Origin of the sequence: Campylobacter jejuni (genome assembly GCF_001457695.1) — a bacterium.
In the GTDB taxonomy this organism is placed as follows: Bacteria; Campylobacterota; Campylobacteria; order Campylobacterales; family Campylobacteraceae; genus Campylobacter_D; species Campylobacter_D jejuni.
In genome coordinates this window covers 573,541-591,403 of the sequence record NZ_LN831025.1, presented here as the reverse complement: position 1 = coordinate 591,403, position 17,863 = coordinate 573,541, and the positions used below count along the sequence as shown (strand labels likewise).

Here is a 17,863-nt window from a genome sequence, read left to right as displayed (position 1 = left end):
TGTAAAATACCTTTATATCTAAAATTTTTAATATATTTGTTTCAAAAGAAAGGAAATTTTATAGTTGTATATTTTAACATAGCAAAATAAAAAATCCGCTTAATTCTTAAACAAGGTCTTAGCAAATTCGATTGCTTCATAACTAACAAGCTCTCCACTTACCATCCTAGCAAGCTCTTTAATTCTTTCTTCTTGATCAAGCTTTTTTACCTTACTTTCTTCGCCATTTTTTTCAACTAAAAAATGATTATGCGCCTTAGAGGAAAGTTGAGGCAAATGAGAAATAGCAAAAATTTGATAAAACTTAGAAAGCTCCTCTAAAACCTTGGCTATACTCATAGCCTCTTTTCCGCTTAAATTTGCATCAATTTCATCTAAAAATAATATCCCTTTACCTGCATTTAAAATTTTACATTCTGTGGCTATAAAAGCAAGTCTTAAGCGATTTAATTCACCCGAACTTAAATTTTTTAAATGAGCTAAATTAATATCTAGTATTATCTCATCTTTACCTAAAATTGAAATTTTTTCATTTTCTTTAAGTGTCAAACTTGCGTCTTTCATATAAAGATCTTTAAGATAATTATTTAAACATTTTTCTAATTTTTTAAGGTTTTTCTTTCTTGCTTGAGTTAAAATTTGTGCTTTTTCTTCTAATTTTTGTTTTAATTCTTGAAATTTTTTTTCAAGTTCTTTTTTTTCAAAACTTAAATTTTCATAATGTTCTAGTTCATGTTTTTTTTGTTTTAAAACTTCTAAAGCATTTTCTATGCTTTCATAACGCTTGATGAGATAGGATAAATTTTCAATGCGATCTAAAAGTGTCTCCACATCAAAATCCAAATCTTCCATTTTTTGATTTTCGCAAATCACACGCAATTCATTTAAACATTCACTAAAAAAACTCGGATCAACTTCGCTTAAATTTAAAGCTTCAATAACAACTTTTTCAAGCTCAAAAATATGCTCTGTCTTACTCCAAGCTTCTTCTAATTTATCTTTTTTAGAAAGCTTTTTTTTAAGTATTAAAAGCTCTTCATACTCACCTATTTTAGGATTAATGCTTGAAATTTTTTCAATTTGTACTCTAGCTAATTCTTTTAATTCTTCTACTTTTTTTTCTTCTTCTAAAATTACATTAAACTCATTAGAAATTTGACTATAAGCATTAAAATCTTTTTTAAAATCTTCTAAAAAGGAAACAAAATTTGTATTTTCTTGCATCTCCAAGGCATCTAAGAGATTTAAAAATTTTTCATTTCCAAATTCGTTATTTTCCTTTGCACTTAAATACTTAATAAAAGTTTTACTTAAATTTTGCAAACTTTTTTTCGCTATGCTTTGATTGTTAATAAAATATTTTGTGTTTTTTTCTTTTAAAAGCTTAAAAACATTCTCCTCTTCACTTTCTATACCAAAACTTTCTAAATCCAACTTATCATCTAGTTCTATTTCGACAATTTTAGCCTCACTTTCACTCAAAGAAAATGCGGATAAAATTCCTTTAAACAAGACCGATTTTCCAGCTCCACTTAGGCCTGTAAAAACGGTAAGCCCTTTAGAAATTTCAAGCTCAGCCTTTTTAAAACCAAGATTTTCTTTCATAAAAATTCTATTTATCATCAATTTCCCCAGTGTAATTTTTCTTTTAAAATTTGAAAATAATCCCTATTTTTTGGATGAATTAAAGCCACATTTTTATCACTTAAACCCACTTTTATACTTTTAAAATCATTCATTTTATAATTTTCTTGCCCATCAATGCAAAGTATACAATCCTTTGCCATAATCTCTATTTCAAAACCTTTTGGTAAGACAATAGGGCGTTGTGTTAAAGAATGAGAACAAACAGGAGTTAAGATAAAAGCTTGAGCTAAAGTATAAACTATGGGCCCATTTGCACTTAAATTATAAGCTGTTGAACCCGCAGGAGTTGCAACAATAAGCCCATCTCCAAAATATTCATTAAATTTCTTTTCTTTTCTAAAAACTTCTATATGAGCCATAGAAGCTTGATTGTTTTTACTGATGACCACATCGTTAAAAGCTAATTTTTCTAAAATTTTTCCTTGCTTATCTTCTAAAAAAACACTTAACAAATAAGGCTTTTCTATTCTAAATTCTCCTTGAAAAAAAGCTTGAAAAAAATTTTCAGCTTCATCAACTTTAAAATCTGTTAAAAAACCTAAATGTCCAGCATGAATTCCTAAAACTGCTTTATCATATTCACAAGCTTTACGACATAAAGAAATCAAAGTTCCATCTCCACCTAAAGAAATAACAAAATCAGATATTTTAAACAAATCATCCAATCCATACTTTGGCAAATCTAAAATTTCAGAACTTTCTTTAAACAATACAAGTTCAACTTTATATATAGATAAAATCGATTGAAGTTTTAAAATTTCCTTATCTAAACTCACATTGGGTCGTGTAACAAGTCCAATTTTTTTAATATTTTTATAATCTATTTTATTTTGCATAAAAAATTATATCAAATCTTAGCAAAGCAAAAGAATAAAAATACTATAATTTTGCTCATTATCTTAAAAAATCTTTTTTCAAGGAATAAATTTGCGAAGTCATTATAATACAGACTTGGGAATTTCCCATGTTGGTCAAAGCGTTAAACTTTGCGGTTGGGTAAATAGCTACCGCGATCATGGTGGAGTTATTTTTATAGATTTAAGAGATAGAAGTGGTATTATCCAACTTGTTTGTGATCCAAATGATAGCAAAGAAGCTCATGAAATCGCTTCCAATGCAAGAAATGAATTTGTACTTATTGCAGAAGGCACTATTCGTCCGCGTGGCGAAGGACTTGTAAATCCTAAATTAAAAACAGGAGAAATCGAAGTAGTTGTTTCTAAACTTACCATAGAAAATGAAAGTGCCGTATCTCCTTTTGCTATCGCTGATGAAAGTGTAAATGAAGAATTACGCTTAAAATATCGCTTTTTAGATTTAAGAAATCCTAAACTTTATGAAAATTTTGCCTTGCGTTCTAAAGCTTGTATAGCAGCTAGAAATTCTTTGGCAAATATGGGATTTTTAGAAGTTGAAACCCCTATTCTTACCAAAGCTACTCCCGAAGGCGCAAGAGATTATCTCGTGCCTTCTCGTGTGCATCAGGGTGAATTTTATGCTCTTCCACAAAGCCCTCAGCTTTTCAAACAACTTTTAATGTGTAGCGGTTTTGATCGTTATTTTCAAATCGCAAAATGTTTTAGAGATGAAGATTTAAGAGCTGATCGCCAACCTGAATTCACACAAATTGATGTTGAAATGAGTTTTTGCGAACAAAAAGATGTAATCAATGTAGCTGAAACTTTTTTAAAAGATATTTTCAAAGCTTGCGGCAAAGAAATTCAAACCCCTTTTAGACAAATGCAATACAAAGACGCTATGGAAAATTATGGCTCTGATAAGCCGGATTTAAGATTTGATCTTAAATTTATTGATGTGATTGATATTTTCGCTAAGTCAAATAATGAAATTTTTGCAAATATTGCCAAAGATACAAAGAAAAATCGCATCAAAGCCATACGTGTTCCAAAAGGTGATACTATTTTTTCAAAAAGACAAATGCAAAGATTTGAAGAATTTGTGCGTAAATTTGGTGCTCAAGGCTTAGCTTTTATACAAGTTAAAGAAGATGGGCTTAAAGGTCCACTTTGTAAATTCTTTAGCGAAGAAGATTTAAATGAGCTAAGCAAACGCTGTGAACTTGAAGTAGGAGATGTGGTATTTTTCGGCGCAGGAGCTAAAAAAACCGTGCTTGATTATATGGGAAGATTTAGAATTTTCTTAGCCAACGAGTTAAATCTTATAGATCCAAATGCCTTAGAATTCTTATGGGTTATTGATTTTCCTATGTTTGAGCAAAATGATGATGGAAGTTATTCTGCGATGCACCATCCTTTTACCATGCCAAAAAATATCAATGAAAATGATTTAGAAGAAATTTCATCTATTGCTTATGATGTAGTGTTAAATGGTATTGAGCTAGGTGGAGGTAGTATAAGAATCCATAAAAACGATATTCAACAAAAAGTATTTAAACTTTTAAATATCGATGAAGAACAACAAAAAGAAAAATTTGGTTTCTTACTTGATGCTTTAAGTTTTGGTGCTCCACCACATGGAGGTATCGCTATAGGACTTGATAGACTCATCATGCTAGTTACAGGAGCAAACAGCATAAGAGAGGTTATAGCCTTTCCAAAAACCCAAAGAGCGCAATGCTTAATGACAGATGCGCCATCGCCTGCTAGCAATGAAGCAATGAGAGAATTAGGAATCAAATTAAGGGAGAATATAAAATGAAAGAATTGTTTTTAATCATAGGTGCACCAGGTAGTGGAAAAACTACCGATGCTAGTTTAATTGCACAAGCAGATGCGACAAATATCACACACTATTCAACAGGGGATCTTTTAAGAGCTGAAGTAGCAAGTGGGAGTGAGCTTGGAAAAACTATAGATAGTTTTATCTCCAAAGGCAATCTTGTTCCTTTAGATGTTGTTGTAAATACTATAGTTTATGCTCTAAAAGCTGCTCCAACTAAAACTATCATCATCGATGGCTATCCAAGAAGCGTAGAACAAATGATGGAATTTGACAAGGTTTTAAGCGAGCAAAATGAAATTTGTCTTAAAGGTGTCATAGAAGTAAGAGTAAGCGAAGAAGTTGCCAAAGAAAGAGTTTTAGGCAGAAATCGTGGTGCAGATGATAATGAAGAAGTGTTTTATAATAGAATGAAAGTTTATACAGAACCTTTAAATGAAATTTTAGATTTTTATCAAAAGAAAAAACTTCATTTTATTATCGACGGGGAACGCACTATCGAACCTATCGTTGCAGACATGAAAGAACTGATTAAAAAAATTCAAAGTATATAAGGAGAAAAAATGGATTTAAGCAAAATCAAAATCGGAGATATTCCAAATAAAATCAATGCCGTAATCGAAATTCCATACGGCTCAAATATCAAATACGAAATCGATAAAAATAGTGGTGCTATCATGGTAGATCGCGTTATGGCTAGTGCGATGTTTTACCCAGCAAACTATGGTTTTATTGCCAATACTTTGGCTGATGATGGTGATCCTGTGGATATTTTAGTGCTTAATGAATATCCTATCCAAGCTGGAGCCGTGATTTCTTGCCGCTTAATCGGTGTTTTAATCATGGAAGATGAAAGCGGAATGGATGAAAAACTTCTTGCGGTTCCAAATTCAAAAATAGATGCAAGATATGACAATATAAAAACTTACACAGATTTACCACAAGCAACTTTAAATAAAATCAAAAATTTCTTTGAAACTTATAAAATTTTAGAACCAAATAAATGGGTTAAAGTGCAAGATTTCAAAGATGAAAAAGCTGCAATTGAAATTTTAGAAAAAGCAATCAAAAACTACAAATAATCCTAGCCCTTCAAAGGGCTAAACTCAAGGAAAACTCGCAATGAAAAATATCGTTTTAGGTGGTGGTTGTTTTTGGTGTGTTGAAGCCGTATTTGAACGCCTAAAAGGTGTAATCGATACTGAAGTTGGATATAGCGGAGGAAATCCAAATCCTAGCTATGAAAGCGTGTGTAATGGTGATGGCAACATAGAAGTTGTCAAAATAAATTACGATGAAAAACAAATCTCTCTTCTTGAAATCTTAACACTCTTTTTTAAAATTCATGATCCAACAAGTATAGATAAACAAGGTGGAGATATTGGTATACAATATCGATCAATAATCTTTTACGAAAATGAAGAAGATAAAATTTTAGCTCAAAATTTCATCGAAGAACAGCAAAAAATATTTAGCAAAAAAATAGTTACTAAAATTTCAAGATTGCAAACTTATTACAAAGCTGAAAACTATCATCAACATTATTTTATAAATAATCCCAATCAAGGATATTGTCAAGCTGTAATAGCTCCAAAACTGCAAAAAATACAATCAGACTAATTTCATCTTTTTAAGGTTAAAAAAATTTCAACTTTATTCACAGCCTTTTCACGCTGTGATTTTCTTTTCAAAGTACTTAAAAATAGAACTTTAAGCTTTAAAATAAAGAAAAAATTATTTATTGTTTTTTAAGTTTTTTTATGAATTTGTATTTAAATGTGAATAATTTTATCAATTAACATAATTTCCTAAGCTTAGCTATAAAAAATCCATCATAGTCTAAGCTTGGTAAAATCCGTCTGCATTTTGAAATTTCAGCAAATTCTTCACTTTGCCCTGCTTTAGCCTCAACATTTTCCAAATCAATATCTAAAAGCTCTAATTTAAACTCGCTTTTTAAAGCATTCTCTATCACTTCTTCATTTTCTTCCTTGGTAAAGGTGCAAGTACTATATACAAGCTCTCCGCCTATTTTTAATGCCTTTAAAGCAGAATGTAGAAGTTTTTTTTGAGTTTTTGCAATATTTTTGATTTCTTTATAACTTTTTTCCAAATCAAAACCTATTTTAGCAAAAGTTGAACAAGGTGCATCAAGTAAGATTTTATCAAATTTTAAAGGGCATAAATTGCCTATATTTTTACCATCTTTCATAAAAACTTTAGCATTCACGCCGTAATTTTTAAGATTTTTTTGCAAAATAAAAAATCTATCCCTACTTATCTCATTACAAGCTAAATAACCTGTATTTTGCATAAAATTTGCAAGATTGATACTTTTGCCACCCGGAGCTGCACACATATCAAGAACACTTTGCCCTGCTTTGACCTCTAAATTTAAAGCACACAAATAAGAAGAATAATTTTGTATATAAAAGTGCGCCTCATTAAAAGCTTTCATAGAACTTAAGATAGCCTTATCTTTGGCATCAAACAAATAACAATAAACATTGATCTTTTTAAATTTTAAATTTTGTTTTAAAAATTCTTTTTCTAATTCTTCAATGCTAGTTTTTAAAGTATTTGCAAATACACAAACATTTTTTTCTTGAGCAAAAGAAGATAAAATATTTTGCATTTCATCTTTAGTATAAAGTTTTTCTATTCTAGAGAGCAAAATAATCCTTTATCATGATAAAAGCAGCTAAAGAATCTAATTTACCATCTTTTTTGCGCGTATCGGCTATGCCGTATTCTAAAGCTTCTTTACTTGTTCCGCTTTCATCTACAAAACAAATTTCTTTATCAAATTCAAGCAAAGAAACAAAATGCTTAATGCGTCTTGTCATTTCTTCTTCGCTTGATCCACCCTTAGGAATGCCTACAATGAGTAAAGAAATTTCATGTATTTTAAGTAAATTTTTGATTTCATTAGCGGCTTGATTGCGATTTTTTCTTAAAACTGCATCTAAAGGCAAAGCGATCTTTTTATCTATGCAAAGCGCTACACCTATGCGTTTTAAACCTACATCTAAAGCCAAAGCTCTCATACTAAAACCCTTATAAAAAGCCCTTCTATGGAAATTTTTCCCTCAAGTTCATATTCATAAACTTTTTGTCCATAAATTTTTAAAGCCTCATCAACACTCACACCTTTTTTACAAAACTCTAAAAACTCATCTTGATTCATATCTATACTTGCAAATTCACTTACAAATTCTTTAAAATCACAAATTAACTTTGCTTTATTTTCCTTTAAAAGTAAATTAGTTGCTGTGCTTTCTCCTAGTCTTTGCGGTAAAACATATAAAGGCTTATTGAGTTCTAAAGCAAGTTTTGCACTTTGCATAGAACCACTTTTTATATCTGCTTGTGCAACCACAACGGCCTTACTTAAAGCAATAACCAAACGATTTCTTAGTAAAAAGTCATAATTTTTTGGCAAATAATCATCTTCGTATTCGCTTAAAGCTAAAGCATTTTCATAAATTTGCTTAATGATTTTTTCATTAGTTCTTGGATAAATTTGATCTAAACCATTGGCAAAAATACCTATAGTATTTGGCATAGCCGCCATACTTGCGGTGATATCCACACCCAAAGCACCGCCACTTACCACACAAAGATGAGCATTTTTAAGCATACTCGCTAAAGAAAAAACACAATTTCTCGTATAAACACTCATACGCCTTGAACCTATAATAGCGATTTTATCTTGTTTTAATAAAGATAAATTTCCTTTATAGTGCAATTTTTTAGGAGGCTTTTTTAAATCTTTAAAAAGTTCTAAAAATTCATCAGGCAAAATTTCACTTGCCATAAATTTCACTCAAATACACAAGATCAACGCCTTTTAACAAATCTTTACTTTGCTCTAAGGCTTTAAAAGTATTTTTCCTAGGATGTCCTATGGCTATAACAAAACCTTTTTTTTGTGCGAGTTTTACTGCGCTTTCGAGTTGTTTTTTAACATAATTAACATCATCTTCATTATCTAAAAACACATCTCTTTGTATATAAGGGATACTAAGTTCTTTAGCGATTTTGTTTGCCTTAGAATTGCCTATAGTTTTAGAATCTACAAAAAATATATTTTGATTTTTTAAAGCCTCATAAAGCTTTCTCATAGCTTCTTCATTGCTTGTAAATAAACTTCCTGTGTGATTATTGATATATCTTAAATCCTTAAAATCTTTTTTAATTTGCTTGATTTTTTTAAAAATTCTTTCTTTGCTATCATTTGGATTTAAAGTATCAATTTCTGGTTTATTATAATTAATCGCTGCTAAAGGTAAATGCACCATATAAAAATCAAATTTTAAAGCAAGTTTTGGCGTTTCACTATGGTTTTTATCTGGCGGAAAAAAAGAAGGATTTAACTTTAAATTTAAAGCTTTTAAACCTCTAACCTGACTTGCATTTGCCATATCATCGATAATAATAGCAAGTTTTGGTTTTTTAGAAATTTTATTTAAATGAATATCTTCATCAAAAGTTAAATTTTGATCTTGGGTTAAATTTGTATCTTTTGGAATAAAATTTTGTTCTAAACTCTGATTTTGCCCTAAACTTAAATTCTGCTCTACATTGCTTAAATTTTGCTCATTTAAACTTGTGTTTAAATCATCAATTTCTTGAATTTTTTGCTCTAAAATACTTACAGATTTATTATTATCAAACTCATTCTCTTGAAAAATACCAATTTCATAATGATCTTTGTTTGATGACATTAAGTCTTCTTGTTTATCAATAAAATAATCCGACTTAACAGAAGAAACATCTTGGGAATTTTGATATTTTACTAAAATTCCCAAAGCTAAAGCTATACAAAGTAAAAAAAGTATAGCTATGATTAAATAACGCTGAATTTGAACTAATTTTTTCTTTGACAATGTTTAGTTCTTATCTTTATCTACTAATTTTTTAGCACTGATCCAAGGCATCATAGCACGCAAATTACGCCCTGTTTTTTCTATCAAAGAATCATTCATATTTTTGCGTTCTGCATGCATTCTAGCAAAACCTGCACGGCGTTCTAAGATAAAATCTTTTGCAAAAACACCATTTTGTATATCTTTTAAAACACCTTTCATCGCTTTTTTAGTCTCTTCGGTGATAATCTTTGGTCCTGTAATATAATCGCCGTATTCTGCAGTATTTGAGATAGAATAACGCATATCTGCAATACCACCTTGATAAATCAAATCCACAATAAGTTTCATTTCATGCAAACACTCAAAATAAGCCATTTCAGGTTCATAACCTGCTTCAACCAAAGTCTCAAAACCTGCTTGAATTAAAGCACTAAGTCCACCACAAAGCACGGCTTGTTCACCAAAAAGATCTGTTTCTGTTTCGGCTTTAAAGGTTGTTTCTATAATACCTGTGCGTCCGCCCCCAATCGCACTTGCATAACTTAAGGCTAAATTTTTAGCATTTTTACTTTCATCTTGATGAATAGCTATCAAGCAAGGAGTTCCACCTCCTAAAGTAAATTCATTTCTTACTGTGTGTCCTGGTGCTTTAGGTGCTATCATGATAACATCTATACCTTTTGGAGCAACAATTTGACCATAATGGATATTAAAACCGTGCGCAAAAGCTATAGCCTTGCCTTCGCTTAAATTTGGTTTTATTTCGACATTAAAAATATCTGCTTGAATTTCATCAGGAGCTAAAATCATAATCACATCTGCTGTCTTAGAAGCTTCACTTACACTCATTACTTCAAAACCAGCATTTTTTGCTTTAACAGCACTTACACTACCTTCACGAAGTCCGATAATTACATTTACGCCATTATCTCTTAAATTCATCGCATGAGCGTGCCCTTGAGAGCCAAAGCCTATAATTGCTACTTTTTTTGATTTGATTAAATTTAAATCACAATCTTTATCATAATATACTGTAATAGCCATATTCACTCCTTAAAAATTCAAAAATTAAAGGTATTATTATAGCAATTAAAGTATAAATTTCATATTTTTTTTATAAACTTTATGTAAGAATTTTACAAAAAATCATAAAGTATCAAAAGTGAAAGAATTTTTAAACAGTCTTAGTTATGGCATTAACTCTCATGAAGTAAGCAATGAATTTAAACAAATTTTAAGAGAGCTTTTAGCCAATCATATCATCAAAGAACACAAAAACAAATATTATCTTAACAATGGTTTTGCCTTTGGAGTACTTGATATTTCGAGCAAAGGCACAGGTTTTTTACAATGCTTTGATGAAAGTTTCAAAAAAGATCTTTTGATAGAAAACAAAAACCTAAAAGGTGCAAACTATAAAGATATAGTCGCAGTAAAACTTCTACCTTTAAAGAAAAAACGCCCCAGTGCAAAGGTGATTTTAGTTCTAAAAAGAGCCAATGAAACCTCTTTAGTGATTACCAAAAGGTATGGCCAAGCCGTGCTTGGAATGAATATCAAAACAGGATTAAGCACTGCCTTAAAAACTTCTCAAAAATCCTTAAAAGCACTACCTTTAGGGACAATTTTAAAAATAGAAAATGAAAATAACAATATCATAGAAGTTTTAGGACATATCGATGATGAAAGCGTAGATGAAAAAATCTCCTTAGCTCTTTTTAATAAAAATAACGAATTTAGCGACGCTTGTATCAAAGAAGCTCTAGCAAACGGTGATAGCGTTGATGCGAGTATGTATGAAAATCGCATGGATTTAAGAGCCTTGCCTTTTTGCACTATAGATCCTATACATGCAAAAGATTTTGATGATGCGATTTATTTTGACACTCAAAAACGAGAAATTTATGTAGCTATTGCTGATGTTAGCGAATATGTTTATGCTTATAGTGCTATAGATAAAGAAGCAAGAAATCGTGGATTTTCTATTTATTTTCCACATATTGCTATACCTATGTTACCTCGTCCTTTAAGTGAAAATATCTGTTCTTTAAAACCTCATTTAGATCGCTTAGCGTATTGTTTTAAAATCACACTCGATCATGAAAATAAAGTCATAAAAGAAGAACTTTTTGAAGGTATTATCAACTCAAAACGCCGTTTTAATTATGATGAAGTTGATGAAATTTTGATACAAAAACCTGATTTAAAAGAGCTTTCATGGCTTTATGAGCTTTTTGAAATCACAAAAAATTTACGCAAAATGCGTCTTAAAAATGCCTTTGAATTTCGCACCGAAGAATTAAGAATGAACTTAGATGAAAATTTAAGTCTAAAAAGCACAGTTTTTGAAAAAGACACGCCTTCGCATAATTTGATCGAAGATTGTATGCTTTTAGCCAATAAAGCCGCAGCAAAACTCATAGATATAGGTGTTTTTAGAAATCACTTAAGTGCTGATGTAAGAAAAATCGATAAGCTTTTAAATGAATTACGCGAACTAGGCATCGATGTAAATTTTAAGCCCAATCTTCCTGAGCTCATACGCGACATACAAGCTTTAGCCGATGAGTTAAATTTAAGAGCAGAAGTAGATAAACTCATCATCAAAGCACAAAAAAAAGCGGAATATTCTAGCGTCAATGCGGGACATTTTGGCTTAGGTTTTGATAAATACTCACATTTTACAAGCCCTATAAGAAGGTATTCTGATCTTATTTTGCACAGACTTTTAAAAGCCAAGCAAAAAAACGATGAAAAACTTTTTAACTATCTGCTTTTAAACATAGAAAGCACTTGTGAGAATCTTAGCACACTTGAAAGAGAGGCGGATAAGGTTGCTTTTGATTTTATGGATAGAAAATTTGCTAGATGGGCAGCTAAAAATATAGGCAAAAAATTTAAAGCTTTAGTTGTCCAAAATGATGGAGTTTGCATAGCCAAACTAGATGATGAAATCAAAGGAGCGGATATAATCCTTTATGATACGCGTGTAAATTTGCTAGAAAATGTTGAAGTACAAATCATGGAAGCGGATATAGTTATGGCAAAAATTTATGCTAAAATCACCCAAAGACTTATAAAGGAAGAAAATGTATAGAAAAGAGCTTCAAACCCTACTTTCTAAAGATTCAATACCTAATTTTTTCTTTCTTTATGGAGCAGATAATTTTCAAAGCGAACTTTATGCTGAATTTATAAAAGAAAAATATAAGCCCGATGAAACTTTAAAACTTTTTTTTGAAGAATACAACTTCACTCGTGCGAGTGATTTTTTAAGTGCAGGATCGCTTTTTAGCGAAAAAAAATTACTAGAAATCAAAACTTCTAAAAAAATTCCAACAAAAGATCTTAAAATTTTAGTCGAACTTTGTAAAAACAATACGGACAATTTCTTTCTTTTAGAGCTTTATGATGAAAGTTCTAAACAAAGCGATATAGAAAAAATTTTCTCTCCTCATTTTGTAAGATTTTTTAAAGCTAACGGAGCTAAAGAAGGCGTGGAGCTTTTAAGCATAAAAGCAAAACAACTAGGGGTTGGAATCACTCAAAATGCTTTATTTACTCTTTTTACAAGTTTTGATGAAAACTTATATCTTGCTGCGAGTGAGCTTAATAAATTTAGTGGTTTAAGAGTAGATGAAAAAACCATAGAACAATACTGCTATAGTTTGAATACAGGAAGTTTTGAAAGCTTTTTTGAGAAAATTTTAAAAAAACAAGACTTTAAAAGCGAACTTGAAAAAATTTTAGATAATTTTAATGAAATTGCTTTAATCAACTCTTTGTATAATTCTTTTTATCGTTTGTTTAAAATCGCACTTTATGCTAAAGTCAATGGTAAAATTGATTTTAAAGATCTTTTAGGCTATACTCCACCTCCTCAAGTGGGACAAAATTTAAGCTCTCAAGCCTTTAGTTTAAAAATCGAACAATATAAAGAAATTTTCACTCTTTTGCTTAAAAGCGAATACGAGCTTAAAACCAATTCTAAGCTCGTAAAAAAAGAATTTTTGATTTCAAATTTGCTTAAACTTGCAAGGATTTTGAAAAGCTAAATAGTAAAATTATAAAAATTAAAATCACTTTTTTTATTATAAAACTAAAAAATGTTGCTATAATACTTTTAATAAAAACAAAAGGAATGAAAATGGATTTTGAAAATCAATATAAATGCTATCGTTGAAACAATAGCTGAACGCAAAACACTTGTCAATACTGAAGAAGCTACAAAAATGACTTTTATAATGCCCTTTTTAAAAACATTGGGTTATGATGTTTTTAACCCTAGTATTGTTGTGCCAGAATATACAGCAGATATAGGAACTAAAAAAGGCGAAAAAGTGGATTATGCTATTTTCAAAGATTCAAAACCTTTTATTTTAATTGAAGCTAAAAATCATACTGAAAATTTAGATAATCATAACAATCAGCTTGTAAGATATTTTAACACTAATCCTAGTATTAAATTTGCCATTCTTACCAATGGTATTGAATATAGATTTTTTACAGATATTGAACAACAAAATCTTATGGATAAAATACCATTTTTAGTTGTTAATCTTGAAAAACTTAAACCTAGAGATATTAAAGATCTAAAACGTTTTATTTGCACTGACTTAAACTTAGATGAAATTCTAAGCATTGCTATGGAGAAAAAATATTACCGAAGTATACAAGAAATTTTTAAAAGTGAAATAGAAAATCCAAGCGATGAATTTACAAGTTTTTTTGCTAAACAAATGACAGAAAAAAGAATGACTAGTGCTGTTTTAGAAGAATTCAAAAATTACATTAAAAAATCTTTTAAAGAAATTATTAATGATTTAGCTTATGAAAAAATCACAAGTATTAAAAACAATCTTCAAAACATAAACGATGATGAAAATGATGAGCAAATTGATGAAAGTAAAGATATTGTCACAACAGAAGAAGAATTACAAGGTTTCTATATAGTAAAATCAATTCTTGCTAGTGTCAGCGCCAATCTTGAAGATGTAAGTTACAAAGATACTTTAAGCTATTTTAGTATTTTATATCAAGGCAAAGTTACTAAGTGGATATGTAGATTATATTTTAATACAAGCAAAAAATCTATTAGTTTTCCGGATGGAGCAAGTTATAATATAGAAAAATTAGAAGATATTTATCAATATAAAGCAGATATTATCAAAGCATTTGAAAGCAGAAAGTAAAATCATTTATTGATTTTACTTTCACTCCATCACAAGTCGCATAAGATGTAAGTCCTCACCTTGTGTGATTTTATATTCTATACTTTGACATTTAGGACACTTAAAAACATTTTCTTCTAAAATACTTGTTTGATCGCATTTTAAACATAAAATTTCAAGTGGGGCAAGTTCTATAAAAAGTTTAGCATTTTTACAAATATTTGAGTTTTCTTTAAAAGTTTCAAAACAACGCTTAAAAAGATCCACTTCTATACCGCTTAAACGCCCAATTTTTACATAAATTTCTTGTACATTGCAAGCCTTATTGTTTAAGGCATTTTCTTCACAAAGTTCGATTAAAGATTCTACTATACTTAATTCGTGCATTAGCAAATTCTTGGTAAAAGTTCGCCTTTAGGGCTTTCTAAAAAGCGTTTTGCCCCATAAGCGTTTTGTAAGATCACGCGTGCTTTTTTCTCTTCTAAAACTTCTCCTATAATACTCGCATTTACATTGTATTTTTTTAGAATTTCTAAGGCTTTTAACTCATCTTCTTTTTCCACACAAAGTATAAAAGTGCCTTCATTTGCAAGTTCATAAGCTTCATAACCAAAAAGCTCACAAAGTCCTAAAACCTCATCTTGAATGATGATTTTTTCTTCAAAGATCAAAAGATCATTTCCACTTTGCTTTGCCCACTCATTTAAAACCGCACTAAGTCCCCCACGAGTAGCATCTCTCATAGCTACAACCTTTATATCTTTTTCTAAAAGCTCTAAAACCTCTTTATCCAAAGCCTTACAATCACTTTTAATATCAGCTTCTAACTCATTTCTTTTGATTAAAACACTAGCTCCATGCCTTCCTATATCGCCTGAAAGAAGTATGCTAAGCCCTGCTTTGATATTTTTACTTTCTTTTTTAGAAATAATTTCACCTAAGGCTGTAGTGTTGATATAAATTTCATCTGCCTTACCCTTAGGAACGACTTTAGTATCGCCACAAACTAACATAACTCCGCATTTTTCACATTCTTCTTTAATGCTTTTTAAAATGCGTTCTAATTTTTCTAACTCAAAACCTTCTTCTAAGATAAGCCCTAAACTTAGATATTTTGGCTTAGCACCCACCATCAAAACATCGTTAATAGAACCACAAACACAAAGTTTGCCTATATTGACCTCTTCATCTAAAAAAATCGGACTTAAAACAAAAGAATCCGTGCTTAAAGCCAAATTTCCCAAAATCGCTGCATCATTATTTGCGTTTAAAATTTCATTATCAAAGATCTTAAAAAGCTTAGTTAAAAGCTCGTTCATCTCTTCTCCGCCACCTCCGTGGGCTAAGGAAATATTTTTCATGCATTCACCTTTGAGTATTTATAATACGCCGCACAAGCACCCTCTCCAGAAACCATACAACTTCCTATAGGACTTCTTGGCGTACAAGCCTTACCAAAAACTTTACAATCATAAGGCTTGGCCAAACCTCTTAAAATTTGCCCACAAATACAGGCTTTGCTTTCATTTTTACTTTGCACCGCACAATCAAATTTTTTACTCGCATCGTAAGCGCTAAATTCTTCTTTTAACTCCAAGCCTCCATCTTTAATAAGTCCTAAGCCACGAAATTCAAAATCACACACCCTAAAGTATTTTTTTACTAAATTTTGTGCTTTAACATTGCCTTCTTTGCTTACGGCTCTTTTGTATTGATTATACACTTTAAAAGTGCCTTCATTGCTTTGTTTTATGATATTTAACACACTTTCTAAAATATCAACTGGCTCAAAACCACTCACCGCTATAGGGGTTTTAAACTTTGCTGCTAAAGGCTCATAAATACCATAACCTGTTATCACACTCACATGAGAAGGGCCTAAAAAAGCATTGATTTTTACATTTTCATCATTCATGATCGCTTCCACAGGTGCTGGAACCGTGATATGATTGATATGAAAAAAGACATTATTTATTTTTTCTTCTATAAGCTTTTGAAGAAGTAAAGCACTCATAGGCGTAGTGGTTTCAAAACCTATAGCAAAAAAGATGATATTTTTGTTTAAATTTTGCTTAGCGATTTCCAAAACTTCAAGCGGAGAATAAAGCGCTCTAACATCAGCCCCTTTAGCTCTTAAATCCAGTAAAGAAATTTCACTTCCAGGCACCCTTAAAAGATCCCCTAAGGTACAAAAAATCGTATCTTTCATGGAGGCTAGCTTAATAGCTGTATCAATGCGAACTCTTGGCATAACACAAACAGGACATCCTGGCCCATGGATAAAGTTAATTTCCTTTGGCAAAATAGAAGGCAGGGCATATTTCATAATACTATGCGTATGCCCACCGCAAATTTCCATGATGTTGATAGGATTTTTAAGTTCTTGTTCTATGAGTTTTTTTAAAGCTAAAATGCTTTTTTTATCTCTAAATTCATCGATGAAATTCATTTAAACCTAAATCCCCCTCATCACTTTTTATCTCTCCACTATTCATTTTTTCTACTATTTCTTGATAGGTTTTAATGCTTTCTAGTGCAGCTTCTTTGTCGATTTTTTCCATGGCAACGCCTACATGGATTAAGACATAATCGCCTTGTTTTAAAGGCTCATCAATAAAATCCAAATTAACTTTTCTTTTCACGCCTAAAGTTTGCACTAAAGCATTGTTTAACTCATCGATTTCTAAAATTTCAGAAGGTATAGACAAACACATTAAAAAAGCTCCTTTTTAAGTTTAAGCACCTTATACCAAAGCTCCATATTGGTGTCATTTTTTGCATCAAGGGTGATAATATCTGCTCTAGGATTTAATTCTTTAATCAACCTAGTCGCCTCTTTAACATCAAAATCAAAATGATGAGCTAAATCTGCCTTTGTGATTAAAACTATATCAGCCTTTTTAAACATCACAGGGTATTTTTGCGGTTTATCACTTCCTTCAGTTACCGAAAGCAAAACCACATTTAAATGCTCTCCTAAATCATAACTTGCAGGACAGACTAAATTTCCAACATTTTCTATAAAAAGCAAATCCACATCATCAATGGCTAAATGATGCAAAGCCTCATGCACCATAAAAGCGTCCAAATGACAGCTTTGCCCTGTAGTGATTTGATACGCTAAAGCTCCAGCATTTTTTACTCTTATAGCGTCATTATTGGTTTCCAAATCCCCTTCAATCACAGCGATTTTAAGCTCATTTTTCAAAGCCTTGATCGTGCTTTCTAAAAGCGTAGTTTTTCCACTACCTGGAGAACTCATTAAATTGATACAAAGCGTGTTGGTTTCATTAAAATGTGCCCTATTGTGCTTAGCTTCTTCATCATTTTTGCTTAAAATTTTAGAAATCACTTCTATGGTTTTACTTTCTTTTAAGCTTGGATTTTCATGGTGGTGATCATGATGATGATCATGCGTATGGCTTGAATTTATAGAACAGCCGCAATCTTTACACATTTTCTTTCCTTTATATT

General features: G+C 30.7%; 18 protein-coding genes and 1 pseudogene. 7 read left to right on the top strand and 12 right to left on the bottom strand.

All coding sequences use genetic code 11. The annotated features are described in order from the left end of the window. Nucleotides 1-99 precede the first annotated feature (99 nt). Together recN and AT682_RS03095 are read right to left on the bottom strand one after the other, a co-directional pair. Complete coding sequence (recN, locus tag AT682_RS03100; RefSeq protein ID WP_002882560.1) at nucleotides 100-1,623, bottom strand: DNA repair protein RecN; 1,524 nt, start codon at nucleotides 1,621-1,623, stop codon at nucleotides 100-102. Further along, a complete protein-coding gene (locus tag AT682_RS03095) occupies nucleotides 1,623-2,483 on the bottom strand; it encodes an NAD(+) kinase (protein ID WP_002866499.1) in 861 nt (286 codons plus the stop codon). Before AT682_RS03095 ends, recN begins: the two co-directional genes overlap by 1 nt. A 91-nt stretch (nucleotides 2,484-2,574) precedes the next feature. Here AT682_RS03095 and aspS point away from each other — a divergent pair, with 91 nt between their 5' ends. The 4 genes from aspS to msrA are packed head-to-tail and all read left to right on the top strand — an operon-like array spanning nucleotide 2,575 to nucleotide 5,967. Further along, nucleotides 2,575-4,326 (top strand): aspartate--tRNA ligase, encoded by a 1,752-nt coding sequence (aspS, locus tag AT682_RS03090; RefSeq protein ID WP_002882559.1) that lies wholly within the window; start codon nucleotides 2,575-2,577, stop codon nucleotides 4,324-4,326. Continuing rightward, on the top strand, nucleotides 4,323-4,901 hold the full coding sequence (gene adk, locus AT682_RS03085) for an adenylate kinase (protein WP_002872374.1): 579 nt from the start codon (nucleotides 4,323-4,325) through the stop codon (nucleotides 4,899-4,901). Before aspS ends, adk begins: the two co-directional genes overlap by 4 nt. Nucleotides 4,902-4,910: 9 nt before the next feature. Then, entirely contained in the window at nucleotides 4,911-5,429 is a 519-nt protein-coding gene (gene ppa, locus AT682_RS03080) for an inorganic diphosphatase (protein ID WP_002882557.1), read from the top strand. A gap of 40 nt (nucleotides 5,430-5,469) precedes the next feature. Then, nucleotides 5,470-5,967: a peptide-methionine (S)-S-oxide reductase MsrA gene (gene msrA / locus AT682_RS03075; RefSeq protein ID WP_002855174.1), complete on the top strand. Its 498-nt coding sequence runs from the start codon at nucleotides 5,470-5,472 to the stop codon at nucleotides 5,965-5,967. A 175-nt stretch (nucleotides 5,968-6,142) separates the two neighbouring features. Here msrA and AT682_RS03070 read toward each other — a convergent pair whose 3' ends face one another. The 5 genes from AT682_RS03070 to ilvC are packed head-to-tail and all read right to left on the bottom strand — an operon-like array spanning nucleotide 6,143 to nucleotide 10,262. Continuing rightward, the gene (locus AT682_RS03070) at nucleotides 6,143-6,982 is read right to left on the bottom strand and encodes an RsmB/NOP family class I SAM-dependent RNA methyltransferase (protein WP_079263865.1); all 840 of its coding nucleotides are present in this window, start codon (nucleotides 6,980-6,982) and stop codon (nucleotides 6,143-6,145) included. A 28-nt stretch (nucleotides 6,983-7,010) separates the two neighbouring features. Next, nucleotides 7,011-7,394, bottom strand: coding sequence for a Holliday junction resolvase RuvX (ruvX, locus tag AT682_RS03065; RefSeq protein WP_002854812.1), 384 nt, complete (start codon nucleotides 7,392-7,394; stop codon nucleotides 7,011-7,013). After that, on the bottom strand, nucleotides 7,391-8,164 hold the full coding sequence (dprA, locus tag AT682_RS03060; protein WP_002882553.1) for a DNA-processing protein DprA: 774 nt from the start codon (nucleotides 8,162-8,164) through the stop codon (nucleotides 7,391-7,393). Before dprA ends, ruvX begins: the two co-directional genes overlap by 4 nt. Continuing rightward, nucleotides 8,154-9,236, bottom strand: coding sequence for a divergent polysaccharide deacetylase family protein (locus tag AT682_RS03055; protein WP_002882551.1), 1,083 nt, complete (start codon nucleotides 9,234-9,236; stop codon nucleotides 8,154-8,156). Before AT682_RS03055 ends, dprA begins: the two co-directional genes overlap by 11 nt. A 3-nt stretch (nucleotides 9,237-9,239) precedes the next feature. Further along, nucleotides 9,240-10,262 (bottom strand): ketol-acid reductoisomerase, encoded by a 1,023-nt coding sequence (gene ilvC / locus AT682_RS03050; RefSeq protein ID WP_002855220.1) that lies wholly within the window; start codon nucleotides 10,260-10,262, stop codon nucleotides 9,240-9,242. 118 nt (nucleotides 10,263-10,380) lie between these two features. On the opposite strand from ilvC, the gene AT682_RS03045 reads away from it, so the two are divergent. From AT682_RS03045 to AT682_RS03035, 3 genes and pseudogenes are all read left to right on the top strand, one after another. Then, nucleotides 10,381-12,315, top strand: coding sequence for an RNB domain-containing ribonuclease (locus AT682_RS03045; protein ID WP_002882550.1), 1,935 nt, complete (start codon nucleotides 10,381-10,383; stop codon nucleotides 12,313-12,315). Beyond that, nucleotides 12,308-13,273 carry a DNA polymerase III subunit delta gene (gene holA / locus AT682_RS03040; protein ID WP_002882549.1) on the top strand — a complete coding sequence of 322 codons (966 nt, stop codon included), beginning with the start codon at nucleotides 12,308-12,310 and terminating at the stop codon, nucleotides 13,271-13,273. Before AT682_RS03045 ends, holA begins: the two co-directional genes overlap by 8 nt. Nucleotides 13,274-13,365: 92 nt before the next feature. Further along, a pseudogene (locus AT682_RS03035) lies at nucleotides 13,366-14,410 on the top strand (type I restriction endonuclease). A gap of 21 nt (nucleotides 14,411-14,431) precedes the next feature. Here AT682_RS03035 and hypA read toward each other — a convergent pair. From hypA to hypB, 5 genes are read right to left on the bottom strand one after another with little or no spacing between them, the layout of a single operon-like run. Then, nucleotides 14,432-14,776 carry a hydrogenase maturation nickel metallochaperone HypA gene (gene hypA, locus AT682_RS03030; protein ID WP_002776349.1) on the bottom strand — a complete coding sequence of 115 codons (345 nt, stop codon included), beginning with the start codon at nucleotides 14,774-14,776 and terminating at the stop codon, nucleotides 14,432-14,434. Further along, nucleotides 14,776-15,750, bottom strand: coding sequence for a hydrogenase expression/formation protein HypE (gene hypE, locus AT682_RS03025; RefSeq protein WP_002806719.1), 975 nt, complete (start codon nucleotides 15,748-15,750; stop codon nucleotides 14,776-14,778). The genes hypA and hypE overlap by 1 nt, the downstream gene beginning before the upstream one ends. Next, nucleotides 15,747-16,838: a hydrogenase formation protein HypD gene (gene hypD, locus AT682_RS03020; protein WP_002882547.1), complete on the bottom strand. Its 1,092-nt coding sequence runs from the start codon at nucleotides 16,836-16,838 to the stop codon at nucleotides 15,747-15,749. The genes hypE and hypD overlap by 4 nt, the downstream gene beginning before the upstream one ends. Next, nucleotides 16,822-17,103: a HypC/HybG/HupF family hydrogenase formation chaperone gene (gene hypC / locus AT682_RS03015; RefSeq protein WP_002882546.1), complete on the bottom strand. Its 282-nt coding sequence runs from the start codon at nucleotides 17,101-17,103 to the stop codon at nucleotides 16,822-16,824. The genes hypD and hypC overlap by 17 nt, the downstream gene beginning before the upstream one ends. Next, nucleotides 17,103-17,846 carry a hydrogenase nickel incorporation protein HypB gene (hypB, locus tag AT682_RS03010; protein ID WP_002854933.1) on the bottom strand — a complete coding sequence of 248 codons (744 nt, stop codon included), beginning with the start codon at nucleotides 17,844-17,846 and terminating at the stop codon, nucleotides 17,103-17,105. The genes hypC and hypB overlap by 1 nt, the downstream gene beginning before the upstream one ends. Between the last annotated feature and the right edge of the window lie 17 nt (nucleotides 17,847-17,863).